Origin of the sequence: Serratia sp. CY84636 (genome assembly GCF_052166245.1) — a bacterium.
Taxonomy (GTDB): domain Bacteria; phylum Pseudomonadota; class Gammaproteobacteria; order Enterobacterales; family Enterobacteriaceae; genus Serratia; species Serratia nevei.
This window is the reverse complement of record NZ_JBJNOX010000002.1, coordinates 960,361-975,482: the sequence shown is the minus strand read 5'-3', so window position 1 is coordinate 975,482 and position 15,122 is coordinate 960,361. Positions and strand designations below refer to the sequence as shown.

General features: G+C 60.8%; 16 protein-coding genes. 13 read left to right on the top strand and 3 right to left on the bottom strand.

The window, feature by feature from the left end; genetic code table 11:
• Positions 1 to 135 precede the first annotated feature (135 nt).
• From folE2 to zigA, 3 genes are read left to right on the top strand one after another with little or no spacing between them, the layout of a single operon-like run.
• Positions 136 to 1,062 carry a GTP cyclohydrolase FolE2 gene (gene folE2, locus ACJ8QI_RS09130; RefSeq protein WP_442532405.1) on the top strand — a complete coding sequence of 309 codons (927 nt, stop codon included), beginning with the start codon at positions 136 to 138 and terminating at the stop codon, positions 1,060 to 1,062.
• On the top strand, positions 1,052 to 1,612 hold the full coding sequence (locus tag ACJ8QI_RS09125; RefSeq protein ID WP_025303003.1) for a carbonate dehydratase: 561 nt from the start codon (positions 1,052 to 1,054) through the stop codon (positions 1,610 to 1,612). Before folE2 ends, ACJ8QI_RS09125 begins: the two co-directional genes overlap by 11 nt.
• A gap of 10 nt (positions 1,613 to 1,622) precedes the next feature.
• Entirely contained in the window at positions 1,623 to 2,810 is a 1,188-nt protein-coding gene (gene zigA, locus ACJ8QI_RS09120; RefSeq protein WP_442532404.1) for a zinc metallochaperone GTPase ZigA, read from the top strand.
• Positions 2,811 to 3,003: 193 nt separating this feature from the next.
• On the opposite strand, the gene pspF is transcribed toward zigA, so the two are convergent.
• On the bottom strand, positions 3,004 to 4,011 hold the full coding sequence (gene pspF / locus ACJ8QI_RS09115) for a phage shock protein operon transcriptional activator (RefSeq protein ID WP_149572555.1): 1,008 nt from the start codon (positions 4,009 to 4,011) through the stop codon (positions 3,004 to 3,006).
• Positions 4,012 to 4,196: 185 nt separating this feature from the next.
• On the opposite strand from pspF, the gene pspA reads away from it, so the two are divergent.
• The 7 genes from pspA (at position 4,197) to tyrR (ending at position 10,196) form a co-directional block, all read left to right on the top strand.
• Positions 4,197 to 4,862, top strand: a complete 666-nt coding sequence (pspA, locus tag ACJ8QI_RS09110) for a phage shock protein PspA (protein ID WP_025303000.1) — start codon at positions 4,197 to 4,199, stop codon at positions 4,860 to 4,862.
• Between the two features lie 63 nt (positions 4,863 to 4,925).
• Positions 4,926 to 5,153, top strand: a complete 228-nt coding sequence (gene pspB / locus ACJ8QI_RS09105) for an envelope stress response membrane protein PspB (protein WP_039565931.1) — start codon at positions 4,926 to 4,928, stop codon at positions 5,151 to 5,153.
• On the top strand, positions 5,153 to 5,512 hold the full coding sequence (gene pspC, locus ACJ8QI_RS09100) for an envelope stress response membrane protein PspC (protein ID WP_004930552.1): 360 nt from the start codon (positions 5,153 to 5,155) through the stop codon (positions 5,510 to 5,512). The genes pspB and pspC overlap by 1 nt, the downstream gene beginning before the upstream one ends.
• A gap of 96 nt (positions 5,513 to 5,608) precedes the next feature.
• Positions 5,609 to 5,875, top strand: a complete 267-nt coding sequence (gene pspD, locus ACJ8QI_RS09095) for a phage shock protein PspD (RefSeq protein WP_442532403.1) — start codon at positions 5,609 to 5,611, stop codon at positions 5,873 to 5,875.
• Positions 5,856 to 7,253: a YcjX family protein gene (locus tag ACJ8QI_RS09090; protein WP_038880359.1), complete on the top strand. Its 1,398-nt coding sequence runs from the start codon at positions 5,856 to 5,858 to the stop codon at positions 7,251 to 7,253. Before pspD ends, ACJ8QI_RS09090 begins: the two co-directional genes overlap by 20 nt.
• Positions 7,250 to 8,311, top strand: coding sequence for a YcjF family protein (locus ACJ8QI_RS09085; protein ID WP_004930545.1), 1,062 nt, complete (start codon positions 7,250 to 7,252; stop codon positions 8,309 to 8,311). The genes ACJ8QI_RS09090 and ACJ8QI_RS09085 overlap by 4 nt, the downstream gene beginning before the upstream one ends.
• Positions 8,312 to 8,624: 313 nt before the next feature.
• The gene (gene tyrR, locus ACJ8QI_RS09080; RefSeq protein WP_038880356.1) at positions 8,625 to 10,196 is read left to right on the top strand and encodes a transcriptional regulator TyrR; all 1,572 of its coding nucleotides are present in this window, start codon (positions 8,625 to 8,627) and stop codon (positions 10,194 to 10,196) included.
• 57 nt (positions 10,197 to 10,253) lie between these two features.
• Here tyrR and tpx read toward each other — a convergent pair whose 3' ends face one another.
• Positions 10,254 to 10,757, bottom strand: coding sequence for a thiol peroxidase (gene tpx / locus ACJ8QI_RS09075; protein WP_004930536.1), 504 nt, complete (start codon positions 10,755 to 10,757; stop codon positions 10,254 to 10,256).
• Between the two features lie 225 nt (positions 10,758 to 10,982).
• Between tpx and ycjG the strand changes: the two genes are divergently transcribed.
• A complete protein-coding gene (gene ycjG, locus ACJ8QI_RS09070; RefSeq protein WP_060418587.1) occupies positions 10,983 to 11,957 on the top strand; it encodes an L-Ala-D/L-Glu epimerase in 975 nt (324 codons plus the stop codon).
• Between the two features lie 3 nt (positions 11,958 to 11,960).
• Here the strand turns inward: ycjG and mpaA are convergent, their stop codons facing one another.
• On the bottom strand, positions 11,961 to 12,668 hold the full coding sequence (mpaA, locus tag ACJ8QI_RS09065; RefSeq protein ID WP_060418590.1) for a murein tripeptide amidase MpaA: 708 nt from the start codon (positions 12,666 to 12,668) through the stop codon (positions 11,961 to 11,963).
• Positions 12,669 to 12,874: 206 nt separating this feature from the next.
• On the opposite strand from mpaA, the gene ACJ8QI_RS09060 reads away from it, so the two are divergent.
• Together ACJ8QI_RS09060 and ACJ8QI_RS09055 are read left to right on the top strand one after the other, a co-directional pair.
• Positions 12,875 to 13,225 (top strand): hypothetical protein, encoded by a 351-nt coding sequence (locus tag ACJ8QI_RS09060; protein WP_025302994.1) that lies wholly within the window; start codon positions 12,875 to 12,877, stop codon positions 13,223 to 13,225.
• A gap of 160 nt (positions 13,226 to 13,385) precedes the next feature.
• On the top strand, positions 13,386 to 15,020 hold the full coding sequence (locus ACJ8QI_RS09055; protein ID WP_060439841.1) for a peptide ABC transporter substrate-binding protein: 1,635 nt from the start codon (positions 13,386 to 13,388) through the stop codon (positions 15,018 to 15,020).
• The last annotated feature ends 102 nt before the right edge of the window (positions 15,021 to 15,122 follow it).

The window sequence follows — 15,122 nt, the reverse complement described above, 5'->3', positions numbered from 1 at the left end:
CAAAATCGCTGAGTTTTCTGCTACTTGATTAAGCAAGGCGGTTCGCGACGTGAAAAAAATCTTATTTGATATGTTATAACATAACAAAATCGTGTTACCGTTCCCCGGCAAAGTCACAATAACGCAAGGGGATGTATGAACGAAGTTGCACTTCCACCACGCCGTTCGCTGCCAGACGCTCAGGCATGGCGCGGCGAAATGAGTGATGTCGGGCTCGATTGGGTCGGGATGCAAGGGATCGCGCTGCCGCTGGAGCTGGCCGGCAAGCCATTGATGGCGAAGGTCGACGCCGGTATCAACCTGCGCGCCGAAGCGGCGGGTGAACGCGGCATTCACATGTCGCGGCTGTATCTGGCGCTGGACGAATTGACGCAGGGCGAGCTGACGCCGCAGCGCATTGGCCGGACGCTGCAGGCCTTTCTGGATTCGCAGCCGGAGCACAGCGATCGCGCCAGCCTGACGCTCAGCGGCGAGCTGTTGTTGTCGCGCCCGGCGCTGCTGTCGCCGCAGCGCGGCTGGAAAGCCTACCCGCTGCGCATCGAGGCGGCGCTGGCGAACACACTGACGCTGGCGCTGACCGTCGGCGTGCCTTACTCCTCCACCTGCCCGAGTTCGGCGGCGCTCAGCCGCCAGCTGGCGCAGCAACAGTTTCAGTTTGACTTTGAACAGGCGGCGGAGCGGGTCAGCCAACGGCAGGTGAGCGAGTGGCTGTTGGAGCAGGGAATGCCGGCCACCCCTCACAGCCAGCGCAGCTGGGCCTGGGTCACCGTGACGCCCGAGAATGAACGGGCGTTCGAACCGGTGAAATTGATCGACCGCATCGAACACGCGCTGGGCACGCCGGTACAAACGCTGGTGAAACGCCGCGACGAGCAGGCCTTCGCGCTGGCCAACGGTCAGAACCTGATGTTTTGCGAAGATGCGGCGCGCCGTCTGTATCGCATGCTGCGCAGCCAGTGCGATTACCGCGCCTTCTCGCTGCGCGTCGAGCATCAGGAGAGCCTGCATGCCCACAATGCGGTGGCGGAGTTGAGCTGGCGGGGAGAAAATCATGTTGCGTAAAAATCCCAGCGGCCATCTGCCGCAGGTCTCGCCGCTGGCCTACATCGATCCCACCGCCATTATTTGCGGCCGGGTGATCGTCGAAGATTTCGTTTACGTCGGCCCTTATGCGGTGATCCGCGCCGACGAGTTGAACGCCGCCGGCGACATGGAGCCGATCGTCATCGGCTCGCACTCCAATATTCAGGACGGCGTGGTGATCCACTCCAAGAGCGGGGCGGCGGTCACCATTGGCCGTTACAGCTCGATCGCCCACCGCGCCATCGTCCACGGCCCGTGTCGCATCGACGATCGGGTGTTTATCGGTTTCAACAGCGTGCTGTTCAACTGCCATATCCAGTCCGGCTGCGTGGTGCGTTACAACGCGGTGGTGGACGGCGTGACGCTGCCTGAAAACCGCTATATCCCCTCGACCGAGCGCGTAGGGCCGGACAGCGACCTGTCGCGCTATCGCCAGGTCGATCGCGGCGCGCTGCAGTTTTCGGAAGAAGTGGCCGCCACCAACGTTGAGCTGGTGCGCGGTTACCAGGCATTACGCAATGAATTTTAATGAGGCTCCCATGAAACAACTTCCCGTGACCGTGCTTTCCGGCTTTCTCGGCGCCGGCAAAACCACGGTGCTGAACCACATCCTGAACAACCGGCAGGGTATGCGCGTGGCGGTGATCGTCAACGATATGAGTGAGGTGAACATCGACGCCGCGCTGGTGGAAAATGCCGTGCATCTCGATCGCCAGGAAGAGAAGCTGGTTGAGATGAGCAACGGCTGCATTTGCTGCACGCTGCGCGAAGACCTGCTGGTATCGGTGCGTGAGCTGGCGCAGGACGGGCGTTTCGATTACCTGCTGATCGAATCGAGCGGCATCTCCGAGCCGCTGCCGGTGGCGGAAACCTTTACCTTTGAGGACGAAAAGGGCGAAAGCCTGTCGCAGTTCGCCCGGCTGGATACCCTGGTGACGGTGGTCGACGGGGTGAATTTCATCCAGCAGTACCAGCAGGCGCAAAGCCTGCAGGAGGCCGGCCAAAGCCTGGGCGAGGACGATCTGCGCAGCGTGGCGGATCTGCTGATTGAGCAAATTGAGTTCTGCGACGTGATCCTGGTCAGCAAGACCGATCTGTTGACGCCATCCCAGCAGGGCGAAGTGATGGCGCTGCTGGCCAGCCTGAACCCCGATGCCCGCATTGTGCCGATCGCGCCGGGCAAACTGCCGCTGGAGGCGGTGCTGAATACCGGCAGCTTCAGCTTTGAAAAGGCGCAGCAGGCGCCCGGTTGGCTGAAAGAGCTGCGCGGCGAACACGTGCCGGAAACGGAAAACTACGGCATCAGCAGCTTCGTCTATCAGGCGCGGCGGCCGTTTGCGCCAGACAAGTTTTACCGCGTGATCAACGGCGATTGGGGCGGCGGCAAGCTGCTGCGCTCGAAAGGCTTTTTCTGGCTGGCGACGCGGCCGCGGCAGGCCGGGCAGTGGAGCCAGGCAGGGGGCATCGCCCACTACGGCCTCGCGGGCACCTTTTGGCGCGCCATTCCGCAAGATAATTGGCCGCAGGATCCCGAAGCGCGGGCGCACATTCAGGAAAAATGGGTGGAGCCGTTCGGCGATATGCGCCAGGAACTGGTGTTTATCGGCCAGCATCTGCAGCAGGCGACGATCGCGCGTATGCTGGACGACTGCCTGCTGAGCGACGATGAAATGGCCGCCGGCGTGGACTATTGGCTGGACATGGCAGATCCGTTCCCTGAGTGGTAATTGCGCAATCTTCGTGTGGTAATGAGAAAAATTCTCAACAAAGTGCTTTACAGACGATACTGATAACTATTATCATCGCCTGGCAGTTCACGGAAGGCCACAGTTTGCGGCTCTGATGTGGAAGGCACGACATTGCTCACATTGCTTCCAGTGTTTTTTAAGCCAGCTCGGGTGCTGGCTTTTTTTTTGCCTGTTATTCCTCGTCCGCTTCGCCATTTTGCAGCAGCGCATGCTTTTTCAGCATGCCGCGCAGCTGGTGATAGGTGAGCCCCAGCAGCTGCGCCGCCTTGCGCTGATTGAAGCGCCCCTGCTGCAGCGCCGCTTCGATCAATGCCTTCTCCTGCTCGAGCTGCCAGTGTTTCAAATCCAGCGGCAGCGGCGGTAACGCGCCGGCGTCTTCAGGAACGGGCGCGACCGGCGTGGTCTCGCGTGGCGCAAACGGGTTGATGACGATGTCGTCCAGCGGGCTGTCGCTGTCGCCGTGGCGATAAACCGAGCGCTCCACCACGTTTTTCAGTTCGCGCACGTTGCCCGGCCAGCCATACTCGAGCAACGTTCGCCTGGCATGCTCGGTAAAGCCGGGAAACAGCGGCAGCGCCAGCTCGCGGCACATTTGAATGGCGAAATGCTCGGCCAACAGCATGATATCGGGCCGCCGTTGGCGCAGCGGCGGCAGCTGCACCACGTCGAACGCCAGCCGATCCAGCAGATCGGCGCGGAACTTGCCCGCCGCCGCCAGCGCCGGCAGATCGTCGTTGGTGGCGCACACCAGGCGCACATCCACACGCAGCGGCTGGCTGCCGCCCACGCGCTCCAGCTGGCCGTATTCGATCACCCGCAGCAATTTCTCCTGCACCAGCATCGGCGCGGTCGCCAGCTCATCGAGAAACAGCGTGCCGCCGTCGGCGCGCTCGAAGCGCCCCAGATGGCGCTTTTGCGCGCCGGTAAACGCGCCGGCCTCGTGACCGAACAGCTCGGAATCCAGCAGGTTTTCATTCAGCGCCGCGCAGTTAAGCGAGATGAACGGCCCTTGCCAGCGGTTGGAGAGGTAGTGCAGACGGTGAGCGATCAGCTCCTTGCCGGTGCCGCGCTCGCCGATCACCAGCACCGGCTTGTTCAGCTTGGCGACCTGGGAGACTTGCTCCAAGACTTCGACAAAGGCGTTTGCCTCGCCCAACAAATTCTCTGGCTGTTCGTTCATGATGAAATTCGCCAATGTTTGGTGAAAATAATCACTCTACAGCAAGCGCGCAGAGAATCAAAAAAATAATATTCGTTACTTTTCAATAATATAAAAGTTGGCACGGGTTTTGATTATATCTTTGGGCAAGCTGTACGACTTAACGCGGCGCTTCAGACGCCATCAGAACCAAGAGGAAGTGAATTATGGGTATTTTTTCTCGTTTTGCCGACATCGTGAACGCCAACATCAACACCCTGCTGGACAAGGCGGAAGATCCGCAGAAGCTGGTGCGGTTGATGATCCAAGAGATGGAAGACACGCTGGTTGAAGTTCGCTCTACGTCGGCGCGCGCGCTGGCGGAGAAAAAGCAGCTGCTGCGTCGCATTGAGCAGGGTGAAAACCAGGTAAGCGACTGGCAGGAAAAAGCCGAACTGGCGCTGCGCAAAGATAAAGAAGACTTGGCCCGTGCGGCGCTGATCGAAAAACAAAAGGTGGCCGATCTGATCGCCACGCTGACGCAGGAAGTGGCGACCGTAGAAGAAACGCTGGCGCGCATGAAGAGCGAAATCGGCGAGCTGGAAAACAAGCTGACCGAAACCCGCGCGCGGCAGCAGGCGCTGGCGCTGCGTCATCAGGCCGCGTCTTCTTCCCGTGACGTGCGCCGCCAGCTCGATAGCGGCAAGCTGGATGAGGCGATGGCGCGTTTCGAACAGTTCGAGCGCCGTATCGACCACATGGAAGCCGAGGCGGAAAGCATCAGCATCGGTAAAAAGAAGTCGCTGGACCAAGAGTTTGCCGAACTGAAGGCCGACGACGCCATCAGTGAGCAACTGGCGGCGCTGAAAGCCAAAATGAACCGCTCAGAGTAAGGCGAACCGCGGCCACACGCCGGAGGTGGCCGCCTATCCAGGACCCGATAAGAAGGAATAACAATGAGTGCTTTATTACTTGCCATTCCGCTGACAATTTTCGTGCTGTTTGTCGCGCCGATTTGGCTTTGGCTGCATTACAGCAATCGGCAACAGACCGGCATCCAGCTGAGTCAGCAAGAAATGCAGCGCCTGGCGCAGCTGGCGGAAGACGCCAAACGCATGCGTGAACGCATTCAGGCGTTAGAAGAGATCCTCGATACGGAACACCCGAACTGGAGACAGTCCTGATGAGCACGACGCTGGGCAGTAAAAAGCTTTATCGCGTTCCCGAAGAAGGCATGGTGAAAGGCGTCTGCGCCGGTTTGGCCCACTATTTCGACGTGCCGGTGCGCCTGATCCGCGTGATGGTGGTGCTGTCGCTGTTCTTCGGGCTGTTCTTCTTCACGCTGGTGGCCTATATCGCGCTGGTGTTCGTGTTGGATGAAGCGCCGGCCAGCCGTTTCGAAGGCGAGCATCAGAAGACGCCGCGCCAGCTGCTCGATCAGCTGGAGTATGAGCTGGGCAGCGGCGAGCAGCAGCTGCGTCAGGTCGAGCGCTACGTGACGTCCGATACCTTCGGCGTACAGAGCCGTTTCCGCAAGCTGTAACCCTTCTTGCGATACCCGGCCTGCACAGGCCGGGTATCTTCGCCGCCGTTATCCCATAAATGTAACCTTAATCGTCTTGTGCCGGAGGGCATTGTCATGAATAAAATCGATGTCGCGAACACCGCCAAAACGGGTGGATTTAAACGAGGAGCGGCGGCAATGTTGAAGACATTGGCTAAAGTCATCATCATAGCGTTATTGAACTATGGCCCGGCGGGCGCCGCCGGCTGGCTGTTGAAGACCGTCGGCCGCAAACCGGTGCGCGTCGTGCTGGCGCTGGTGCTGGAACCGCTGTTCCGTAAAGGCCTGAACAAGGCATTCGGGCGTTACGTCAAGGAGAGCAATGAAACGACTGCAAAATGAGTTAACCTCGCTGGTCAACCGCGGAATGGATCGCCATCTGCGCCTGGCGGTGACCGGCCTGAGCCGCAGCGGCAAAACCGCCTTTATCACCGCCTTCGTCAACCAACTGTTGCATGTGCACAGCGGCGCACGCATGCCGCTGTTTTCACCGGTGCGTGAAGAGCGCCTGCTGGGCGTCAAACGCATCCCGCAGCGCGATCTCGGCATCCAGCGTTTCACCTATGACGAAGGGCTGGCGCAGCTGTACGGCACGCCGCCGGCCTGGCCGACGCCGACGCGCGGCGTCAGCGAAATTCGTCTGGCGTTGCGTTATCGCTCCAACGACTCACTGCTGCGCCACTTTAAAGACACCTCCACGCTGTACCTGGAGATCGTCGATTATCCCGGCGAATGGTTGCTGGATCTGCCGATGCTCGAGCAGGACTACCTGGCCTGGTCGCGCCAGATGACCGGGCTGCTGCAGGGCGAACGCGCCGAATGGGCCAAGCCCTGGCTTGAGCTGTGCAAGGCCTGCGATCCGCTGGCCCCGGCCGATGAAAACCGCCTGGCGGCGATCGCCCAGGCCTACACCGATTACCTGCTGCGCTGCAAAAGCGAAGGGCTGCACTTCATTCAGCCGGGGCGTTTCGTGCTGCCGGGCGACATGGCCGGCGCGCCGGCGCTGCAGTTTTTCCCATGGCCCGACGTGGCCGCGATCGGCGAATCGAAGCTGGCGCAGGCCGACAAACACACCAACATCGGCATGTTGCGCGCTCGCTTCAACTACTACTGCCAGTCGATCGTCAAAAACTTCTACAAAGAGCATTTCGTCCGTTTCGATCGGCAAATCGTGCTGGTCGACTGCCTGCAGCCGCTCAACAGTGGCCCACAGGCGTTCAACGACATGCGTCTGGCGTTGACCCAGCTGATGCAGAGCTTCCATTACGGCAAGCGCACGCTGTTCCGCCGCTTGTTCTCGCCGACCATCGACAAACTGATGTTCGCCGCCACCAAGGCAGATCATATCACCGCCGATCAGCACGCCAATCTGGTGTCCTTGCTGCAACAGCTGGTACAGGAGGCGTGGCAGAACGCGGCGTTCGAAGGCATCAGCATGGATTGCGTCGGCCTGGCCTCGGTGCAGGCGACCGAGAGCGGCATCGTCGATCATCAGGGGCAACGCATTCCGGCGCTGAAGGGCAACCGCCTGAGCGACGGCGCGCCGCTGACGGTGTTCCCCGGCGAAGTGCCCGCCCGCCTGCCGGGGCCGGCGTTCTGGCAGAGCCAGGGGTTCCACTTCGATGAGTTTCGTCCGCGCGCCATGAGCGTGGACAGCCCGTTGCCGCACATCCGTCTGGATGCGGTGATGGAGTTTTTATTGGGAGACAAATTGCGATGAGCGAGCCGATCAAACCGCGTATCGATTTTGACGAGCCGCTGCAGCCGCCGCAGGAGCCGGCGTTGCGCGCCGGCGTCGCTTTCGATGCCGAACAGGCAGAAAGCTTCTTCCCGGCGGCGCCGGAGCTGCAGCAGGAAGAGGAAGAAGGGCGCGCCGAAGGCATCATCAACGCCGCGCTGAAACCTAAACGCAGCCTGTGGCGCAAAATGGTCACCGCCGGCCTGGCGTTGTTCGGCGTCAGCGTGGTGGCGCAGGGCGTGCAGTGGGTGCATACCGCCTGGGTGCAGCAGGACTGGATCGCCATGGGCGGCGGCGTGGCTGGCGGCCTGATCGTGTTCGCCGGCGTCGGTTCGGTGGTCACCGAGTGGCGGCGTTTGTATCGGCTGCGCCAGCGCGCGGAAGAGCGCGACGTGGCGCGCGAGCTGTTGCATAGCCACGGGCTGGGGCAAGGGCGGGAATTCTGCGAGAAGCTGGCGCGTCAGGCCGGGCTGGATCAGGGGCATCCGGCGCTACAGCGCTGGCAGGCGTCGCTGCATGAAACGCAAAACGATCGTGAAGTGGTGGAGCTGTACGCCAAACTGGTGCAGCCGGTGCTCGATAACCAGGCGCGGCGCGAAATCAGCCGCTCCGCCGCCGAGTCGACGCTGATGATCGCCGTCAGCCCGTTGGCGCTGGTGGATATGGCGTTTATCGCCTGGCGCAACATCCGTTTGATCAACCGCATCGCCGCGCTGTACGGCATCGAGCTGGGCTACTTCAGCCGCATTCGTCTGTTCCGGCTGGTGCTGTTGAACATCGCCTTCGCCGGCGCTTCCGAGCTGGTGCGCGAAGTAGGCATGGACTGGATGTCGCAGGATCTGGCGGCGCGGCTGTCGGCGCGCGCGGCGCAGGGCATCGGCGCCGGGTTGTTGACCGCGCGGCTGGGCATCAAGGCGATGGAGCTGTGCCGCCCGCTGCCGTGGCTGGAAGGGGAAAAGCCGAAGCTTGGCGATTTCCGCAGCCAGCTGATCGGCCAGTTGAAAGACACGCTGAAAAAGAGCGACGGCAAGGCCAAATGACCCCACGACGGCGCTCTCAGGAGCGCCGTTTTCTCAACGGCGCCGACGCCGAACGTAATCGAGACTTGACGACAGTCGATCCCCCTGTGAGTGCATGATAAATCTCTGCAAAATTAATTCTGGTTGTGATAACTCTCTGTTTGTAGGCTAAAATGACGCCGATGCTGTTATCCGCTTGCGTTTAAAATCAGCAACCACGGCAATAAATCAGAGTTCTGTCAACTTTTGCTGACAGATCGCTTCTACCGCCCGGTGCGAGGGAGTATCATCATTGTCAACGATCCCCGCACCTGCAGAGATAAGGCCAACACTGATGCGTTTGGAAGTATTTTGCGAAGACCGCCTCGGTCTCACTCGAGAATTACTCGATCTTTTGGTATCGCGCAGCATTGACTTACGTGGCATCGAGATCGATCCCATCGGCCGCATTTACCTCAATTTCTCCCAGCTGGATTTCGATACTTTCCGCGCGCTGATGGCGGAGATCCGCCGCATCGCCGGCGTAACCGACGTGCGCACCGTCAGCTTTATGCCTTCCGAACGCGAGCATCGCGCGCTGCGTGCGCTGCTGGAATCGATGCCGGAACCGGTGTTCTCTATCGATATGAAGGGCAAGGTCGAGCTGGCCAACCCGGCGGCACAGGCGCTGTTCAGCCTGAACGAAGACAAGATCCGCAACCAGACCGCCGGGGCGCTGATCGGCGGCTATAACTTCAGCCGCTGGCTGGAGAGCGAGCATACGGCGCCGCACTCCGAGCGGGTGGTGATTCGCAGCCAGGACTTCCTGATGGACATCACGCCCATCTATCTGGAAGACGAACAGCAGCAGCCGGCCGCGGTCGGCGCGGTGGTGATGCTGAAGTCCACCGCGCGCATGGGCCGCCAGCTGCAAAATCTGTCGGTGAACGACGATACCGAATTCGACCACATCGTCGCGGTAAGCGCCAAGATGCGCCACGTGCTGGAGCAGGCGCGCAAGTTGGCGATGCTCGATGCGCCGCTCCTGATCGTCGGCGATACCGGTACCGGCAAGGATATTTTGGCCCGCGCCTGCCATTTGCGCAGCCCGCGCGGCAAACAGCCGTTCCTGGCGCTGAACTGCGCTGCACTGCCGGATGACGTGGTGGAGAGCGAGCTGTTCGGCCATGCGCCCGGCGCTTATCCCAACGCGCTGGAAGGCAAGAAAGGCTTCTTCGAGCAGGCCAACGGCGGTTCGGTGCTGCTGGATGAGATCGGCGAAATGTCGCCGCGCATGCAGACCAAACTGCTGCGTTTCCTCAACGACGGCACCTTCCGTCGCGTTGGCGAAGAGCATGAGGTGCACGTCGACGTGCGCGTGATCTGCGCCACCCAGAAAAACCTCACCGAGCTGGTGCAGCGCGGTGAATTCCGCGAAGACCTCTATTACCGCCTCAACGTGCTGACCATCACCATCCCGCCGCTGCGCGAGCGTCCGCAGGACATCATGCCGCTGACTGAGCTGTTCGTGGCGCGCTTCGCCGATGAGCAGGGTGTGGCGCGGCCCAAGCTGGCGAGCGATCTGGGCGGCTTCCTCAGCAAGTACGGCTGGCCGGGCAACGTGCGCCAGCTTAAAAACGCCATCTACCGTGCGCTGACGCAAACCGAAGGCTATGAGCTGCGGCCGCAGGATATCGTGTTGCCGGAGTTCGAGGTGGAGATGTCGCTGGGCGACGAGGTGCTGGACGGCTCGCTGGACGACATCAGCAAGCGTTTCGAGCGCTCGGTGCTGACGCGCCTGTATCGCACCTATCCCAGCACCCGCAAGCTGGCGAAGCGCCTGGGCGTTTCCCATACCGCCATCGCCAACAAGCTGCGCGAGTATGGCCTGAGCAGCCGTAAAGGCGGCGCCGAGGGCGAGGAATAAGAAAGGCGCCTTGCGGCGCCTTTAACGGATTTCCAAAGCCGGCGTTCGCCGGCTTTGTTATTTCAGCGCAGCCAGCGCTGCGTCGTAGTCCGGCTCGGTGGTGATTTCGTTCACCAGCTCGCTGTACAGGACGTTGTCCTGGCCATCCAGCACCACGACCGCACGCGCGGTCAGGCCTGCCAACGGGCCTTCGGCGATTTCGACGCCGTACGCCTGCTTGAACTCGGCGCCGCGCAAAGTGGACAGGGTGACCACGTTGCTCAGGCCTTCCGCGCCGCAGAAGCGAGACTGCGCGAACGGCAGATCGGCGGAGATGCACAGCACCACGGTGTTATCCAGGCCGCTGGCCAGCTGGTTGAATTTACGCACCGAAGTCGCGCAGACGCCGGTATCGATGCTTGGGAAGATGTTCAGGACTTTGCGTTTACCCGCGAAGCTGCTCAGCGCTACGTCTGACAGGTCTTTGGCAACCAGTGAGAAGGCCTTGGCCTGTTCGCCCTGCTGTGGCAGTTTGCCCGCTACGCTGACCGGATTGCCTTGAAAATGTACTGTCTGAGTCATTGCTAGATTCCTTTTACAGGTGTTTATACAAAGGGTATGAACCTGATGAAACGGTGCACCGGCAACGGCATTTAACATCAGGTTCACACCCTGGCGCCAGTTTATGACAACCGGGGCGGATTGGATATCAAAGTTTGCTAAATAGTTGTATATATTAGGCTGTTCTATAAAACATCACCGGCGCATCAGCCTGGCTGAATGCGCAGTTTTCGCTCAGGAGCCGTTATGAGAGACATGCGTTTTTACCCGGAAGCCTGGCCGCTGCATACCGCCTTCGTGATTGCGCGCGGCAGCCGCACTGAAGCCCGGGTGGTGGTGGTCGAAATCGAACAGCAGGACGTGCGCGGCATCGGTGAGTGCACGCCGTACCCGCGCTACGGCGAAAGCGAGGAGTCGGTGATGGCGCAGTTGGCGGAGATGGCGCCGGCGATCGCACAAGGCATGACCCGCGAACAGCTGCGGGTGCAGATGCCGGCGGGCGCCGCCCGCAACGCGCTGGATTCGGCGCTGTGGGATCTCGAGTGCCGCCTTCACGGGCAGAGCCTGTGGCATCTCAGCGGCGTGACGGCCCCGGCGCATATCCGTATGGCGCAGACCGTCAGCATCGGCACGCCGGAAGCGATGGCCTTCGCCGCGCGTGAACTGGAGCAGCAGGGCGCTACGCTGCTGAAGATCAAACTCGACGATCACTATATCAGCGAACGATTGGTCGCGATCCGCGCTGCGGTACCCCAGGCGACGCTGATCGTCGACGCCAATGAATCTTGGCAGGCGGAAGGGCTGGCGGCGCGCTGCCAGCTGCTGGCCGATCTCGGCGTGGCGATGCTGGAGCAGCCGCTGCCGGCCGGTGACGATGCCGCGCTGGAGCACTTTATTCATCCGCTGCCGATCTGCGCCGATGAAAGCTGCCACACCCGCGCCGATCTACCTCGGCTGGCGCAGCGCTATCAGATGGTCAACATCAAACTGGACAAAACCGGCGGCTTGACCGAGGCGTTGGCGCTGGCGCAGGCCGCGCGCGAACAAGGGTTCGCCATCATGCTCGGCTGCATGTTATGTACGTCGCGGGCGATATCCGCCGCCTTGCCGCTGGCGCCGGCGGCGCGCTTCGTCGATCTGGACGGCCCGACCTGGCTGGCGCGGGACGTCGAACCGGGCCTGGCGTTCGAATGCGGGGCGATCGTCGATATCGCCCCGTAGGGATTAATTCGGGTAGGTCAGCAGCTCGGTCATCGCGTCGATGTAGCGCTCGCTGGCGGCATCGGCGGAGATCGGCGGGAATTCGGCGGTGATGCACGGCAACGACAGATCCGCGCACCAGCTGCCGAACGAACCGGGCGTTTCATAACCGACGCTGGTCACCAGCGGCAGCTCGAACTTGTGCGCCAGCCAAACGCCGAGCCGCGAGCTGGCGGGATCTTCGATGCAGGCCAGCGGCTCATGGAACGACACCACCCAGTGCGGCTTCAGGCGATGGATCAGGTGACACAGCGCCTGAGTTTCCGGTTCGGAACCGGGGCGCCCGCCGGTGGAGAGCTTGACGTCGCGCACCGGCGCCGCGCTGTTCCAGCGGTAGACGGTGTCGCCGGAGCGCCAGTTGGCGGCCGGGAAATTGCGGTTCAGATCGACGCCGTTGGCATTGGCGCGCAGCCCCAGTTGGCAGCCGTCGGGGTTGACCGCCAGCACCACGTGGTGCCGCAGCCGCTCGGGGGCGATGCTGCGCAGCGCGCAGGACAGGGTCACGATGGCGGCGCTCTCATCGCCGTGGGTGCCGGCGATGATAAGCCCGGTCTCCGGGCCGCTGACCGCCGCCGGGAAATAGAGCAGCGGCGCGCCCAGCAGCGAGCTGCCGTAGTTCTCTCCTGCGACGGCCAACTGGCCACGTTCACTGCGCGGTCGATGTTCGGTCATGGTGTTGTCCCTGAGTAAAAGGCCGAGAGTCATTGTCATTTTATTCAGTGTATTACGCTTTGAGGCATCTTTCCCATCGCAATTGTGCGGCGTTTGCGCGATCTGTGACGCGGCGGCGGCGAAAACGCCAATTAAACCGCACCTGGCCTGACGCTGTTGTTATACTAACGGCAGTGCTAAGCCAATCACCCGCAAGAGGATTTAACATGCCAGTAGCCAGAATCATCGCCAGCTATAGCGAAAATGAAAATGACACCATCACGCTGCTGTGCGGCGTGGACGCTGAAAACCAGATCCGTCAGGGGGAGTGGTTCGGCGTGGTGAAAAACGACGACGGGCGCGGGGACGAATCGAATTATCCGTTCACCCTGCATATCGATTACCAGAAAGATGTCTTCTACCTTGATTACGGCTACGACGACGCCGACGCGCGCCAGCTGCAAAAAACCGATATTTCGGCCCGTCCGCTGGCCGAGAAAGGCTTTTTCACCGTGTTCGATGAAGAAGAAGGCGAAGAGTTCAGCTACCGCATCAACAGCATCCACCTGTACGACTAGCGGTCGCTGCTGCAAACACCGCCCGTGCCGCCCTGCGCCGCACGGGTTTTTTTATCGCCTGAATCGCACTTTTTGCAACTTCTCGGCCGTGAGCGCTAGGCCGGACGGATCTTGTGCTATATGATAAAAAATTCAGATGGTTAACGGGGGGAACATCATAATGACGGGAAGAAAAATGCAACGAGGTTTTCGTTTGGCGCTTTGCGCGGCGGCGATCGGCGCCTGTATGAGCAGCGCCATGGCGGCGCAGGTTCCCCCGGGCACCGCGCTGGCGGCCAAACAGGAAATCGTGCGCCACATTAAAGACGAACCGGCCTCGCTCGATCCGATTAAAGCGGTTGGCCTGCCGGAGGCCCAGCTGGCGCGCGATTTGTTCGAAGGGCTGGTCAATCAGGACGCCAACGGGAAAGTGATCCCCGGCGTCGCCACGCGCTGGCAGACCAGCGACAACCAGACTTACATTTTCCATCTGCGTAAAGACGCGCGGTGGTCAAACGGTGACCCTGTCACGGCGAAGGATTTCGTCTACAGCTGGCAGCGGCTGGTAGAGCCGAAAAACCTGTCACCGTTCGCCTGGTTCGCGCAGCTGGCGGGGATCCAGAACGCCGAGCAGATCATCAGCGGCAAATTGCCGGCCGATCGCTTGGGGGTGTCGGCGCCGGACGACTATACCCTCAAAGTGCAGCTGGACAAGCCGGTGCCTTATTTCGTCAGCCTGACGGCCAACTTCAGCCTGTTCCCGGTGAATAAGGCGGTGGTGGAAAAATACGGCAACGACTGGACCAAGGTCGGCAATCTGGTGGGCAACGGCGCGTTCAAACTGCAGGAGCGGGTGGTGAACGAGAAGCTGGTGCTGACGCCTAACGATCATTACTGGGATCATGCGCATACCGTGCTGACCAAAGTGACCTTCGTACCCATCAACCAGGAATCCAACGCCACCAAGCGTTACCTGGCAGGTGACATCGATATCACCGAATCCTTCCCGAAAAACATGTATCAGAAGCTGCTGAAAGACATTCCTGGCCAGGTGTACACACCGGATCAGCTCGGCACCTATTACTACGCGTTCAACACCCAGCGCGCGCCGACCAACGACGTGCGGGTGCGCCAGGCCTTGTCCTACGCCATCGATCGCAAGATTATCGCGGAAAAAGTGCTGGGCACCGGCGAAAAACCGGCCTATCACTTCACGCCGGACGTGACCGCCGGGTTCAAACCGGAGGCGAGTTTGCTGCAACAGCAATCGCAGGCGGAGCTGGACGCGCAGGCCAAGGCGTTGCTGCAGGCGGCCGGCTACGGCCCGAACAACCCGCTGAAGTTGACGTTGCTGTATAACACCTCGGAAAGCCACCAGAAGATCGCCATCGCCGTGGCCTCGATGTGGAAGAAGAAGCTCGGCATTGACGTCAAGTTGCAAAACCAGGAGTGGAAAACCTATATCGACAGCCGCAACACCGGCAATTTCGACGTGATCCGCGCCTCCTGGGTGGGTGACTATAACGAAGCGTCGACCTTCCTGTCGCTGCTGACCTCGACCCACAGCGGCAACATCGCCAAGTTCAAGAACGCGGACTACGACAAGCTGCTGGCGCAGGCGGGGCGGGAAACCAATCCGGCGGCGGTGACCGCCGATTACAACAAGATGGAGCAGATCATTGCCGACCAGGCGCCGATCGCGCCGATTTACCAGTACACCAACGGCCGTCTGATCAAACCGTGGGTAAAAGGCTACCCGATCACCAACCCGGAAGACGTGGCCTACAGCCAGACGATGTATATCATCAAACACTGAGTCGATTTATTTATCGCCCCCGCCTAATGCGGGGGCTTTATTTTATCGACGATGCAACGAAGACGATAATTAATTTTCCCACGCGATAAACCCCGTTTAATA

Bases quoted from the DNA above. Each gene is read 5' to 3' on its own strand.
- folE2 (WP_442532405.1), top strand. From the start codon at position 136: ATGAACGAAGTTGCACTTCCACCACGCCGTTCGCTGCCAGACGCTCAG.
- ACJ8QI_RS09125 (WP_025303003.1), top strand. From the start codon at position 1,052: ATGTTGCGTAAAAATCCCAGCGGCCATCTGCCGCAGGTCTCGCCGCTG.
- zigA (WP_442532404.1), top strand. From the start codon at position 1,623: ATGAAACAACTTCCCGTGACCGTGCTTTCCGGCTTTCTCGGCGCCGGC.
- pspF (WP_149572555.1), bottom strand. From the start codon at position 4,011: ATGAACGAACAGCCAGAGAATTTGTTGGGCGAGGCAAACGCCTTTGTC.
- pspA (WP_025303000.1), top strand. From the start codon at position 4,197: ATGGGTATTTTTTCTCGTTTTGCCGACATCGTGAACGCCAACATCAAC.
- pspB (WP_039565931.1), top strand. From the start codon at position 4,926: ATGAGTGCTTTATTACTTGCCATTCCGCTGACAATTTTCGTGCTGTTT.
- pspC (WP_004930552.1), top strand. From the start codon at position 5,153: ATGAGCACGACGCTGGGCAGTAAAAAGCTTTATCGCGTTCCCGAAGAA.
- pspD (WP_442532403.1), top strand. From the start codon at position 5,609: ATGAATAAAATCGATGTCGCGAACACCGCCAAAACGGGTGGATTTAAA.
- ACJ8QI_RS09090 (WP_038880359.1), top strand. From the start codon at position 5,856: ATGAAACGACTGCAAAATGAGTTAACCTCGCTGGTCAACCGCGGAATG.
- ACJ8QI_RS09085 (WP_004930545.1), top strand. From the start codon at position 7,250: ATGAGCGAGCCGATCAAACCGCGTATCGATTTTGACGAGCCGCTGCAG.
- tyrR (WP_038880356.1), top strand. From the start codon at position 8,625: ATGCGTTTGGAAGTATTTTGCGAAGACCGCCTCGGTCTCACTCGAGAA.
- tpx (WP_004930536.1), bottom strand. From the start codon at position 10,757: ATGACTCAGACAGTACATTTTCAAGGCAATCCGGTCAGCGTAGCGGGC.
- ycjG (WP_060418587.1), top strand. From the start codon at position 10,983: ATGAGAGACATGCGTTTTTACCCGGAAGCCTGGCCGCTGCATACCGCC.
- mpaA (WP_060418590.1), bottom strand. From the start codon at position 12,668: ATGACCGAACATCGACCGCGCAGTGAACGTGGCCAGTTGGCCGTCGCA.
- ACJ8QI_RS09060 (WP_025302994.1), top strand. From the start codon at position 12,875: ATGCCAGTAGCCAGAATCATCGCCAGCTATAGCGAAAATGAAAATGAC.
- ACJ8QI_RS09055 (WP_060439841.1), top strand. From the start codon at position 13,386: ATGACGGGAAGAAAAATGCAACGAGGTTTTCGTTTGGCGCTTTGCGCG.